Annotated in this window: 12 protein-coding genes; 10 read left to right on the top strand and 2 right to left on the bottom strand. The window is 73.7% G+C overall.

From position 1 onward, the window contains the following. Positions 1 to 105: 105 nt before the first annotated feature. From ACH4TG_RS18595 to ACH4TG_RS18565, 7 genes are all read left to right on the top strand, one after another. Positions 106 to 1,434, top strand: a complete 1,329-nt coding sequence (locus ACH4TG_RS18595; protein ID WP_398243395.1) for an alpha/beta fold hydrolase — start codon at positions 106 to 108, stop codon at positions 1,432 to 1,434. A 22-nt stretch (positions 1,435 to 1,456) separates the two neighbouring features. Continuing rightward, positions 1,457 to 2,083: an MBL fold metallo-hydrolase gene (locus ACH4TG_RS18590; protein ID WP_398243394.1), complete on the top strand. Its 627-nt coding sequence runs from the start codon at positions 1,457 to 1,459 to the stop codon at positions 2,081 to 2,083. Positions 2,084 to 2,131: 48 nt separating this feature from the next. Next, a complete protein-coding gene (locus ACH4TG_RS18585) occupies positions 2,132 to 2,911 on the top strand; it encodes an exodeoxyribonuclease III (RefSeq protein ID WP_398243393.1) in 780 nt (259 codons plus the stop codon). Between the two features lie 99 nt (positions 2,912 to 3,010). Then, positions 3,011 to 3,454, top strand: coding sequence for a DUF6278 family protein (locus ACH4TG_RS18580; RefSeq protein WP_398243392.1), 444 nt, complete (start codon positions 3,011 to 3,013; stop codon positions 3,452 to 3,454). Positions 3,455 to 3,866: 412 nt separating this feature from the next. After that, a complete protein-coding gene (locus ACH4TG_RS18575) occupies positions 3,867 to 4,118 on the top strand; it encodes a TfoX/Sxy family DNA transformation protein (protein ID WP_398243391.1) in 252 nt (83 codons plus the stop codon). A 14-nt stretch (positions 4,119 to 4,132) separates the two neighbouring features. After that, positions 4,133 to 4,888 (top strand): amino acid ABC transporter ATP-binding protein, encoded by a 756-nt coding sequence (locus tag ACH4TG_RS18570; RefSeq protein WP_398243390.1) that lies wholly within the window; start codon positions 4,133 to 4,135, stop codon positions 4,886 to 4,888. 159 nt (positions 4,889 to 5,047) lie between these two features. Beyond that, complete coding sequence (locus tag ACH4TG_RS18565) at positions 5,048 to 6,937, top strand: transketolase (protein WP_398243389.1); 1,890 nt, start codon at positions 5,048 to 5,050, stop codon at positions 6,935 to 6,937. Between the two features lie 165 nt (positions 6,938 to 7,102). Here the strand turns inward: ACH4TG_RS18565 and ACH4TG_RS18560 are convergent, their stop codons facing one another. Then, positions 7,103 to 7,510 (bottom strand): DUF6479 family protein, encoded by a 408-nt coding sequence (locus tag ACH4TG_RS18560; RefSeq protein WP_398243388.1) that lies wholly within the window; start codon positions 7,508 to 7,510, stop codon positions 7,103 to 7,105. A gap of 220 nt (positions 7,511 to 7,730) precedes the next feature. On the opposite strand from ACH4TG_RS18560, the gene ACH4TG_RS18555 reads away from it, so the two are divergent. Both ACH4TG_RS18555 and ACH4TG_RS18550 read left to right on the top strand, forming a co-directional pair. Continuing rightward, a complete protein-coding gene (locus ACH4TG_RS18555) occupies positions 7,731 to 8,717 on the top strand; it encodes an SGNH/GDSL hydrolase family protein (RefSeq protein WP_398243387.1) in 987 nt (328 codons plus the stop codon). 62 nt (positions 8,718 to 8,779) lie between these two features. Further along, on the top strand, positions 8,780 to 9,535 hold the full coding sequence (locus tag ACH4TG_RS18550) for a ZIP family metal transporter (RefSeq protein WP_398243386.1): 756 nt from the start codon (positions 8,780 to 8,782) through the stop codon (positions 9,533 to 9,535). On the opposite strand, the gene ACH4TG_RS18545 is transcribed toward ACH4TG_RS18550, so the two are convergent. After that, positions 9,501 to 10,262: a hypothetical protein gene (locus ACH4TG_RS18545; RefSeq protein WP_398243385.1), complete on the bottom strand. Its 762-nt coding sequence runs from the start codon at positions 10,260 to 10,262 to the stop codon at positions 9,501 to 9,503. The genes ACH4TG_RS18550 and ACH4TG_RS18545 overlap by 35 nt on opposite strands. Before the next feature lie 119 nt (positions 10,263 to 10,381). Between ACH4TG_RS18545 and ggt the strand changes: the two genes are divergently transcribed. Further along, complete coding sequence (gene ggt, locus ACH4TG_RS18540; protein ID WP_398243384.1) at positions 10,382 to 12,379, top strand: gamma-glutamyltransferase; 1,998 nt, start codon at positions 10,382 to 10,384, stop codon at positions 12,377 to 12,379. Positions 12,380 to 12,474: the final 95 nt, after the last annotated feature.

Raw genomic sequence — 12,474 nt, 5'->3', positions numbered from 1 at the left:
GCAAGGGAGTCGGCGCGTGCCGGCGGGCGGACCGGCGCGCGGCCGCGGGCCCCCGCCCCTACCCGTCTGTTGCCGTCCCCCGATCCCTGGGTAGCGTGTGAGCCGATGAGCGAGACGACCGATATGACTGCTGCCGGGTCCGGTACGTACGCCACCACGTACGCCGACGGTCACGACCTGTACGACGACCGTGACGATCTGCTCCAGCCGCCGCTGCAGTACCGCTTCGACGGGCCCGACGACGCGCCGGTGGTGGTCCTCGGCCCGGCCCTGGGCGCCACCTGGCACATGTGGGACCGCCAACTCCCGGTGCTCACCGGTACCTGGCGGGTGCTGCGGTACGAACTGCCGGGCCACGGCGGCGCGCCCGCCGAGCCCGCCGCGTCCGTCGACGACCTGGCGCGGCGCCTGCTGGCCGTGCTGGACGACGAGGGCATCGACAGCTTCGGGTACGCCGGTTGCGGCCTCGGCGCGGCCATCGGCGCCCGGCTGGCGCTGCTGCGGCCCGACCGGGTCGCCGCGCTCGCCCTGGTCTCGGCCGCGGCCCGCTACGCCACCGCCGACACCTGGCGGCAGCGCGGCGTCGTGGTCCGCGCCAACGGCCTGGAGCGCACCGCGCAGGCCACACCGGAGCGCTGGTTCACCGAGGCGTTCCTGGCCACCCAGCCGGCGATCACCGAGTGGGCGGTGCAGATGGTCGGCACCACCGACACCGCCTGCTACGTCGCGGCCTGCGAGGCGCTCGCCGCGTTCGACATCCGCGAGTCGCTCGGCGGCATCACCGTGCCGACGCTCGTCGTGGCCGGCGCCGACGACACCGAGACGCCGCCGGCCGACGCCCGGATGCTGGTCGCCGGCATCCCCGACGCGCGCCTGGCCGTCGTCCCCGCCACCGGCCACCTCGCGCCCGTCGAGGAGCCGGCAGCCGTCGGCGACCTGCTCGCCCGGCACTTCGACACCGCGTGGGACCGCACGGTGCCGTCCGCGCCGTTCGCCCCCGCGCCGCCGCCGGTGCCGCCGCGCCCGCCCGCGCTGCCGTCCGGCGCGCCCACGGCACCCGACCGCTACGCCGAGGGGCTGCGGATCCGCCGGGAACTGGTCGGCGACGCCGAGGTGGACGCCGCGCAGGCCCGCGCCGAGGGCTTCGGCGCCGGCTTCGACGCGTTCGCCACCCGGTTCGGCTGGGGCGAGGTGTGGAGCAGGCCCGGCCTGGACCGCCGCACCCGCAGCTTCCTCACCCTGTCCGTGCTGACCGCGCTCGGCCGGCTCGGCGACCTGGCCGACCACACCCGCGCCGCGCTGCGCAACGGCCTGACCCCGGCCGAGATAGAGGAGGCGCTGCTGCACACCGCCGTCTACTGCGGCCTGCCCGCCGCCCAGGCGGCGGTGGACGCGGCGCGTCCGGTGATCGAGCAGGAGACTGCGGGCGACTGACACCCGTAGGAAGATGGGTGCCATGAAGTTGACCAAGAAACTGCACTCCTGCGTGCGGCTGGAGAAGGACGGGCGGACGCTCGTCATCGATCCCGGCACCTTCAGCGAGCCGGACGCGGCGGCCGGCGCCGACGCGATCCTCGTCACCCACGAGCACCCCGACCACTTCAACGAGGAGCGGCTGCGCACCGGCCTCGACGCCAACCCGGCCGCCGAGCTGTGGACGCTGGCCAGCGTGGCCGACCAGGTCTCCGCGGCGTTCCCCGGCCGGGTGCACACCGTCGGCGAGGGCGACGCCTTCACCGCGGCGGGCTTCGAGGTGCAGGTGCACGGGCAGCTGCACGCGGTGATCCACCCCGACATCCCGCGGATCACCAACGTCGGCTACCTCGTCGACGGATCGGTGTTCCACCCCGGTGACGCGCTGACCGTGCCCGGCGTCCCGGTCGACACCCTGCTGCTGCCGGTGATGGCACCGTGGAACAAGATCTCCGAGGTCATCGACTACGTCCGCGAGGTCGCCCCGCGCCGCAGCGTCGACGTGCACGACGCGCTGCTCACCGACCTGGCCCGGCCCATCTACGACCGGCAGATCGGCGAGCTGGGCGGCGCCGAGCACGTCCGGCTGGCCCCCGGTGACCAGGCATGACACCCCGTCGTACCCGGACTGTCGGACCGAGCCGCTAGGTTGAGGGACATGCGCATCGCGACCTGGAACATCAACTCCGTCACCGTCCGCCTGCCCCGGCTGCTGGCCTGGCTGGAGAGCACCGGGACGGACGTCCTGTGCCTGCAGGAGACCAAGTGCACCCAGGAGCAGTTCCCGCACGACGAGCTGCGCGCCATCGGCTACGAGGCCGCCGTCAACGCCGACGGCCGGTGGAACGGCGTGGCGCTGGTCTCCCGGGTGGGACTGGAGGACGTGGTGTCCGGCCTGCCCGGCGGTCCGGAGTACGAGGGCGTCCAGGAGCCCCGCGCGGTCTCCGCGACCTGCGGCCCGGTCCGGCTGTGGTCGGTGTACGTGCCGAACGGCCGGGAGATCGGCCACGCCCACTACACCTACAAGCTGGCCTGGCTGGAGGCGCTGCGGGTGGCCACCGCTGAGGATGCCGCGGGCGGGCGCCCGTTCGCGATCCTCGGCGACTACAACGTCGCCCCCACCGACGAGGACGTCTTCGACACCGCGTTCTTCGAGGGCCAGACGCACGTCACCGAGCCGGAGCGGGCGGCGCTCGCCGCGCTCCGCGGCTCCGGGCTGGACGACGTGGTGCCGCGCCCGCTGAAGTACGACCGCCCGTACACCTACTGGGACTACCGCCAGCTCAGCTTCCCCAAGAACCGCGGCATGCGGATCGACCTGGTGTACGGCAACGAGCCGTTCGCCAAGGCGGTCTCGGACGCGTACGTGGACCGCGAGGAGCGCAAGGGCAAGGGCGCGTCGGACCACGCGCCGGTCGTCGTCGACCTCGACGTCTGAGCGGCCCCGGCCGGAACGGGAAGGGACGGGACGGGGCGCGCGCGACCCGTCCCGCGCGCCCTGTGGTCGCGGCGCACCCCGGGTGCCACGCTGGGCGGTATGGACATCCCCTTCCTCGGCAAGTGGCGCGAGCGGCACGCGATGCCGACCTGGTTCGCCGTGGCGGGCACGGGTGGTCACCGCGATCCGGCGTCGGTGGCCGAACTCCTGGGCGAGTGCGAACTGCTGCGCGAGCGCGCCGGCCACTACGGTGTCGAACTCGACAACTCCGCTGCGTCGTTGAGCGCGCTCGACCAGCTCGTGCCGAGCTGGCGCGACGACCCCGACGTGATGAGCTGGCTCGGCAACGACGCGGGCCTCTACCTGGGCACGGTGATCCTGCACTCCGTCCCCGGCGCCGCCTGGCAGGTCTGGCCCGACGGCCACCCGGTGATCCGCCTCTCCTCCGGCCGCGAGATCGACACCGTCGCCCTCGGCCACGCCTGGGCCGAGTCCGGCAGCCCCGAACTCTCCCAGGCCCACGCGGAGGCATCAGAGGACTGACGCACGAGCTCCCGGAGTGGCCGGCCGAGGGACGAGGTCGTCCGCGGAGGGAGTGAGCAGGAGGTCCGATTTTGGGCACAGAGGACTGACGCACGAGCTCCCGGAGTGGCCGGCCGAGGGACGAGGTCGTCCGCGGAGGGAGTGAGCAGGAGGTCCGACATGGGGCACTGCGGACTGACGGGGGCGTGAGGCGGGCCGGTGCGCGCCCCCCGTGGAGGGCGCGGGGGGCTGCGGAAGTCGGGGGCGGGCGTGGCGGATTAGTGCACTGGCGTCAGTCGGTGGTGACGCCGCGTCATCACGGTGGGGGATGGCCACGGGCGTGTCAGGCCCGTTCGCCCCGGGGCACCGGCGGGACCGTGCATCATGGCGCGAAGCGCACCCTCTTGCAACGGCTTGAACCCGGAGGCTCGACGTGGACTCCCTTCAGCAGCTTCCTAACATCGGGGCGGTGCTGGCCGACCGGCTGCGCCGCGCAGGCGTGGGCGACGCGGTCGAACTGCGCCGCCTCGGCTCCGGCCGGGCCTTCGAGAAGATCCGGCCCGACCTTCCCGAGGACGCCTGCACCCATACCCTGCTGGCCCTCGAAGGCGCCCTGCGCGGCATGCGCTGGACCGCCATCCCGCAGACCGAGCGGGACACCCTGGTCAACCGCATCCTCGGCTGAACCCGGCCGAGGCGATGCCCATATCCGGCCGCACCGAGCCGCTGATCCGGCTCGCCGGGGTCAACAAGACCTTCGGCGGCCAGCACGTGCTGCGCGACATCGACCTGACGGTGCACCGCGGCGAGGTCGTGGCGGTCATCGGGCCGTCCGGCGCCGGGAAGTCCACGCTGTGCCGCGCCGTCAACCGGCTGGAAACCGTCGACTCCGGCACCATCACCATCGACGGCGAGCCGCTGCCCGCCGGCGGCCACGAACTGGCCCGCCTGCGCGCCCAGATCGGCATGGTCTTCCAGTCCTTCAACCTCTTCGCGCACCACACGGTCCTGGAGAACGTCACCCTCGCCCCGCGCCGGATCCGCGGGCACCACCAGGCCGACGCCGAGCGCGACGCCCGCGACCTGCTGAACCGGGTCGGCGTGGTCGGGCACGACGGCAAGTACCCGCGGCAGCTGTCCGGCGGCCAGCAGCAGCGCGTCGCGATCGCCCGGGCGCTGGCGATGAGCCCCAAGGTGATGCTCTTCGACGAGCCGACCTCCGCGCTCGACCCGGAGATGATCAACGAGGTGCTGGAGGTCATACGGCAGCTGGCGGCGGAGGGCATGACCATGGTCGTGGTCACCCACGAGATGGGCTTCGCCCGCTCCGCCGCGGACCGGGTGGTCTTCATGGCCGACGGCCGGATCGTCGAGGAGGGGCCGCCGGAGGAGTTCTTCGCGGAGCCGCGCACCGAGCGGGCCCGCGCGTTCCTGGCGAAGGTCCTCCGGCACTGAGCCCTCCGGCACTGAGCCCTCCGGGCGCTGAGCCCTCCCGCCCCGAGTCCTCGGGCACCGAGGGTGTCCCGTTTGTCCCTCCGCTGCCCGGGCAGCCGCTCAGGGAGACGTGCCGGACCTCGGGCCCGACGCCTGCCGAGCGAACGGAGAGCACCCCTCATGAACAGCACGGCCACCCAGGACCGCGTCCTGAACGACGCCCAGATCGCCGAACTCGCGCAGCAGCTGCGGGTCGACGCGGTACGCGCCGCGGCGGCGGCCGGCTCCGGGCACCCGACCTCCTCGATGTCCGCGGCGGAGCTGACCGCCGTGCTGCTCGCCCGCCACCTGCACTACGACTTCGACGATCCCGCCGCGCCCGGCAACGACCACCTGATCTTCTCCAAGGGGCACGCCTCGCCGCTGCTGTACGCCGCGTACGTGGCGGTCGGCGCCGTCAGCGAGGAGGAGCTGCTCACCACGTACCGCAGGTTCGGCAGCCGGCTGGAGGGGCACCCCACGCCGAAGCTGCCGTGGGTGGACGTGGCCACCGGGTCGCTGGGCCAGGGCCTGCCCATCGGCGTCGGCGTGGCGCTGACCGGCAAGCGGCTGGACGACCTGCCGTACCGCACCTGGGTGCTGTGCGGCGACAGCGAGCTGACCGAGGGCTCGGTGTGGGAGGCGCTGGAGATGGCCGGCACGGAGGGCCTGGACAACCTCACCGCGCTCCTCGACATCAACCGGCTCGGCCAGCGCGGCCCGACCCGGCACGGCTGGGACCTGGACTCCTACGCCCGCCGGATCCGCGCGTTCGGCTGGCACACCGTGGAGGTCGACGGGCACGACGTCGCCGCCGTCGACCAGGCCATGACCGAGGCCGCCGCCACCCGCGGCGCGCCCACCGCGATCATCGCCCGCACCCGCAAGGGCCGCGGGGTGGCCGAGGTGGAGAACAAGGAGGGCTTCCACGGCAAGCCGCTGCCGCACCCCGAGGAGGCCATCCGCGAGCTGGGCGGCGTCCGCCACCTGCGGGTGCACGTGCAGCCGCCGGAGCCGGCCCGTCGCCCGACGCTCGGCGGCGACCCCGCCGCGCCGCTGCCCCGCTACCGCCTCGGCGACCAGGTCGCCACCCGTGACGCCTTCGGCGAGGCGCTGGCCGTGCTGGGCACCCGCCGCGAGGACGTGGTGGTGCTCGACGGGGAGGTCGGCGACTCGACCCGCGCCGGGGTGTTCGGCAAGGCGCACCCCGAGCGGTACATCGAGTGCTACATCGCCGAGCAGCAGCTCGTCGCCACCGCGGTCGGCGTCGGGGTCTGCGGCCGGCTGCCGTACGCCTCGACGTTCGCCGCGTTCCTGACCCGCGCGCACGACTTCCTGCGGATGGCGGCGATCAGCCGCAGCGACCTGAAGGTCGTCGGCTCGCACGCCGGGGTCTCGATCGGCGAGGACGGCCCGTCGCAGATGGCCCTGGAGGACCTGGCCATGATGCGGACGCTGCACGGCAGCACGGTGCTGTACCCGTGCGACGCCAACCAGACCGCCAGGCTGGTCGCCGGGCTCGCCGGCCACCACGGCATCGGCTACCTGCGCACCACCCGCGGCAGCACCCCGGTGATCTACCCGCCCGACGAGGAGTTCCCGCTCGGCGGCAGCAAGGTGCTGCGGTCCGCCCCGGACGACCAGGTGACCCTGATCGGCGCGGGCGTCACCCTGCACGAGGCGCTGGCCGCCGCCGACCAGCTGATCGCCGACGGCACCCGGGCGCGGGTGATCGACCTGTACTCGGTGAAGCCGGTCGACATGCAGACGCTGCGCGAGGCGGCCGAGATCACCGGGCGCTTCGTCGTCGCCGAGGACCACCACCCCGAGGGCGGGCTGTCCGACGCGGTGCTGGAGTCGTTCGGCAACGGCCACCCCATGCCGCTGCTGACCCGGCTCGCCGTCCACACCATGCCCGGCTCCGCCACCCCCGACCAGCAGATGCACGCCGCAGGCATCAACGCCGACGCGATCGCGGCCGCGGCCCGCAAGCTGGTCAACACGCCGCTGACCACGGTCAGTCCCCGGTGACCTGACGGCCGCCGCATGGCCGCCGCGTGACCGGATCCCCCGGAGCCAGGACATGAGCCGGAGCCAGGACGTGAGCGCTCCCTCCCGCGTGTCGCGGGAGGGAGCGCCTCCGTGGGGGGATCAGGTCCTGCTGCCGTGCTCTGCCTGACGGTCCGTTCCTGCCTCTCAGTCCCAGTTCGGGCCGCTGTGACGGCGCCGCGTGGTGCGGGTGCGGCCCTCACTGACCCCGGAGTAGTTGATCTCGTGCGGGAAGCGCCGGCGCCCGTCCCGCGGAACCTCGTTCGGCACAGGGCGCCGCGACTCGTGGCTGCGCGGGCCTTCCTCCTGGTGTCCCGGGCCGTGGTCCGAGACCTCGCCCTCGCGCGGCGGAGCTTCGTTCGGAGCCTGCCAGGCGCCCGACCGCGCCCTGGTCCCGCGCGGAACCGGGGGCTCACCGGCACTGCGCCTGCGGCCGAACCAGACGGCCGCGATCAGCAGGCCCACGATGCAAATGCCGAGGACCAGCGGGCCGATCCCGACAAGGTAGTCGTTCGTGACGGCGAGCTGCACGGCATGGTGGTCATATCCGGTCATTTCGGCACCTCCTCATCTGTGCGGATGCCCGGGATTCGACCGCCGACACGGAACTCGCACCGGCAAAAAACGCCGGGATGCACGCCGGGCGACTGCCCGGTAACATCCGGCCGTCCTACCCATTGACACGCGTCACACCGCACCCCGAGCCTTGATCCTCATCGGCGCCGGTATCCGGCGCCGCACAACAGCACACACGTGGGGAACAGGGGAGGGCCCGATGGCCTCAGGGAGCAGCACCGGCGCGCGCCGGGGACAGGGTGGCGGGGACGGCGCGGGGGCCGCGGCGGCGCGCGGGGAGGCGAAGCAGCCGTCCGCCGGACGCGCCGCGTGCCTGGGCGCCGTGGCGCTCGGCGGCGCCCTCGCGCTGACCGCCGCGATGGCCGGCCCCGCGGCGGCTTCCCAGGGCCAGGGCGCCCAGACCCGCTACGTCGCCCTCGGCGACTCCTACACCTCGGGCCCGGCCATACCCACCCAGGTCGACGCGAACTGCGAGCGCTCGAACCACAACTACCCGTCGCTGGTGGCCGCGGCCGACCACGTCGCGGACTTCACCGACGTCAGCTGCGGCGGCGCCACCACCGCGGAGATGTGGAAGCCGCAGGGCACCAACGGGCCGCAGCTGGACGCGCTGGACCACGGCACCACCCTGGTCACCCTGCAGATCGGCGGCAACGACATCGGCTTCGGCTCGATCATCGCCGCCTGCGCCGGGCTCACCGCGACCAACCCGCTGGGCAGCCCCTGCAAGGACCACTTCGGCGCCGGCGGGATCGACCAGCTCACCCTCAACGTCCTGAAGGCCGCGCCCAAGGTCTCCGACGTGCTGCGGGCCATCCACCAGCGCTCGCCGCGCGCCCGGGTCGTCGTGGTCGGCTACCCCGACCTGCTGCCCGACGACGGCGTGCCCTGCACGTCGCCGGTCGTGCCGTTCGCCGCCGGCGACTTCCCCTACCTGCGGGACACCGAGAAGAAGCTGAACGCGATGCTGCGGGTCGAGGCGCTGGTGCACGGCGACGAGTACGTCGACACCTACACGCCCACCGTCGGCCACGACATGTGCACGGCGCCCGGTACCCGCTGGATCGAGCCGCTGGTGCCGGCCGCCCCCGCCGGGCCCGCGCACCCCAACGCGCTCGGCGAGCAGGCCATGGCCGAGGCCGTGCTGGCCCGGGTCGCAGGGCACGGGCGCGGTCACCGCGTGTGAAGTCACAGGGGGTAAGGCGACCCTGAGTAGCGAGCGCACGCGGCGTCATGGATCATGTCCCCATGCCGGTCCTGATAGCCGCGTGCGCCTTCGCGATGACCCTCGTCGGCGGCGTAGTCGCACAGCACATCGGTGACCGCCGCCATCTCGTGCTCGGTCTGGCCGCCGGCCTCATGCTCGGTGTCGTCGGCTTCGACCTGCTTCCGGAGGCGCTCCACAACCAGCCGCACGAGGTGTTCGGGGTGCCCGCCGCCCTGCTGATGTTCGTCCTGGGCTTCCTGGCACTGCACGTGGTCGAGCGGTCGGTCGCCGTCCACCGCGCCCACGAGGGCGAGTACGCCTCCCACACGCACGTCCACGGGCACGCCCACGACCCGGTCAAGGGCATCGGCCTGGCCGCGGCCGCCGCGCTCGTCGGGCACAGCGTCATGGACGGCTTCGCGATCGGCGCCGCCTTCCAGGCCGGCGACACCGTCGGGACCGCGGTGGCCATCGCGGTCGTCGCGCACGACTTCGCCGACGGCTTCAACACCTACACGATCATGCGGCTCTACGGGAACGACAGGCGCCGGGCCCAGCTGCTGCTGGGCGCCGACGCCCTGGCCCCGGTGGCGGGCGCCGCGATCACGCTCGCCTTCACCATTCCGGCCGGCCTGCTCGGCCTCTACCTCGGCTTCTTCGCCGGCTTCCTGCTCTATCTGGCCACGTCCGACATCCTGCCCGAGGCGCACAGCCCGCATCCGTCGCGGACCACGTTGATGTGCACCGTGGCAGGGGCCGCCGTCATGTGGCTGGTGATCGGTCTCGCTGACTCTTGATCTTCGGCGGGGTGGTGGCCGCCTTCGTCACGTCGGCGACCAGCTCGACGACGTCGGAGCCGTAGGCCTGGGAGTTGACCACCCGCAGCAGCAGGCAGAAGGTGCCGTCCACGCCGTGCTTGCGGGCCAGCCGCGCGTGGTGCCGGGCCAGGTAGCGGACCGCGGCCTGGTTGGCGATGCCGCGCTGGCCGGAGGAGAGGAAGACCGGGCGGTCGTTGCCCGTGTCACCGGCCGCCGCGAGGCGGGCCAGCAGCACGTACTCCACCGCGCCCTTGTCCAGCCGGTAGGTGTCGTTGCCGACGGTGATCGCACCCTGCTCGGGACCCGAGGTCGCCTCGGTGTTGATGTCGACGCCGGGCAGCATCGACCGCACGTGGGCGGCCAGCCGCAGGTTGGCCGCCGGGCCGCCGATGCAGAACTCGGTGCGGGCGCCGAAACCCTGCCAGGACGTGTCGTGCGCCAGCACCTCGGCGTGCGCGCCGCACTCCTGGATCACCGCGGACAGCTCCAGCAGTGCGAAGGCGTCGTGCCGGGCCAGACTCCAGCCGCGGGCGCCGGGGTCGCGCGGGACCACCAGCAGGCACTCCGAGTCCTTCGGCAGGCCGAAGAACCGCTGTTTGCGGTCCAGCCGGCGCCGCCACACGTAGCTGCGGGCGAACCAGCCGATGACCGCGCCGATGACCAGGGCCGCGAGGGCAAGTACGAGGTTGCGTACATCGTCGCTCATGGCGGGGCATCGTAGCGGTGTTCGACCGCGGCGTCCTCTCCGGCGGTTGACGTGTGCCTGACGAGACGGGTGCGGTGAGGTTACGCTGCCCGGACGCTCGTCGAGTGGAGGCTGAGACCATGACGTCCCAGAAACCCGATCCACGGACACCATCGGCACCGCGCAACTCCTTCCGCACCCTTGCCGGATCCCCGGCCTTACGGACAGTCCCTGCGGCCGCCGGACGCCCCGCGTCGCAGGCGTCGCGGACACCCCGCAGGCCCCGGCGCACGGCCGCCGCGGTCGCCGTCCTCGCGACGGCCGCGGCGCTGATCGGCGCGAGCTCCGCCAACGCCGCCAACGCCGCCAACGCCGTCAACGCCGTCAACGCCGTCAACGCCGCGTCCCCGGCCGCCCCCGCGCACCCCGCGCCCGCGTCGCCCGCCAAGAGCCCGCTGGCGGTCGGCTACGGCGGAGCCGTGACCAGCGTCGACGCCGACGCGACCGCGGCCGGCATCGAGGTGCTGCGCCGCGGCGGCAACGCGGTCGACGCGGCCGTGGCCACCGCCGCCGCGCTCGGCGTCACCGAGCCGTACTCCTCCGGCATCGGCGGGGGCGGCTACTTCGTGTACTACGACGCCCACCGCCACCAGGTGTTCACCGTCGACGGCCGGGAGACCGCGCCGCACAGCGCCACCGACCAGCTGTTCGTCGAGAACGGGCAGCCGCTGGCCTTCGCCGACGCGGTCACCAGCGGCCGCAGCGTGGGCGTGCCCGGCACCGCGGCCACCTGGCAGACCGCCCTGGACCACTGGGGCAGCCGGTCGCTGGGCGAGGTGCTCAAGCCCGCGGAGCGCATCGCCCGCGACGGCTTCACCGTGGACGCCACGTTCAACTCCCAGACCGCGGCCAACCAGGACCGCTTCAAGGACTTCCCGGCCACCGCCGCGCTGTTCCTGCCGGGCGGGCAGCCGCCGGCCGTCGGGTCGGTGCTGCGCAACCCCGCCCTCGCCCGCACCTACCAGGAGCTGGGCGCCAAGGGCATCGGCGCGATCTACCACGGCGACATCGGCGCCGACATCGTGCGCACCGTCCGCAATCCCCCCGTCGACCCGGCCGCCACCCGCGTGGTGCGCACCGGCGACATGACCGCCGCCGACCTGGCGTCCTACGGCACCAAGGTGCAGGACCCCACCCACACCACCTACCGGGGCCTGGACGTCTACGGGCCGGCGCCGTCCTCGTCCGGCGGCACCACCGTCGCCGAGGCGCTGAACATCCTGGAGCACACCGACCTCGCCGGCGCCTCGCAGGCGCAGTACCTGCACCACTACATCGAGGCGAGCCGGATCGCGTTCGCCGACCGCGGCCGCTGGGTCGGCGACCCGGCGTTCGAGCAGGTGCCGACGGCCGCGCTGACGTCGAAGCGGTTCGGCGACGCGCGCGCCTGCCTGATCAAGGACGACGCGGTGCTGACCAGCCCGCTCGCCCCGGGCGACCCGGCGCACCCCACATCCTGCGGGACCACGGGTGCCGCCGCGCCGACCACCTACGAGGGCGAGAACACCACGCACCTGACCGTCGCCGACAAGTGGGGCAACGTCGTCGCCTACACCCTGACCATCGAGCAGACCGGCGGCAGCGCGATCACCGTGCCCGGCCGCGGGTTCCTGCTCAACAACGAGCTGACCGACTTCTCGTTCGTGCCCGCCAGCCCGGCCGTGCACGACCCGAACCTGCCCGGGCCCGGCAAGCGGCCGCGGTCCTCGATCTCACCGACGATCGTGCTCAAGGACGGGCAGCCGGACTTCGCGATCGGCTCCCCGGGCGGCGCGACGATCATCACCACGGTGCTGCAGGTGCTCACCGAGCACGTCGACCGCGGGCTGCCGCTGGTGGACGCCATCGCCGCGCCGCGCGCCAGCCAGCGCAACGCCGCATCCACCGAACTCGAACCGGGCCTGTGGGACAGCCCGCTCAAGGGCTCCCTGGAGGCGATCGGCCACCACTTCACGCTGAACCCGGAGATCGGCGCGGCCACCGGCGTCCAGCGGCTGCCGGACGGCCGGTGGCTGGCCGCCGCGGAACCGGTACGCCGGGGCGGCGGCGCGGCGGCGGTGGTCAGCCCCGCGCCGTAGGCCGTGTCCGGCCGGGCGGGACCCGGCGTCCGGGACCGAGCGGGTTCCGGCGGGACCGGCCGGCCGCACCCGGACGTCAGGGTGCGGCGGCTCTG

Source organism: Streptomyces sp. NPDC020917 (assembly GCF_044333795.1).
Taxonomy (GTDB): domain Bacteria; phylum Actinomycetota; class Actinomycetes; order Streptomycetales; family Streptomycetaceae; genus Actinacidiphila.
This window is presented reverse-complemented; position numbering and strand designations above follow the sequence as displayed.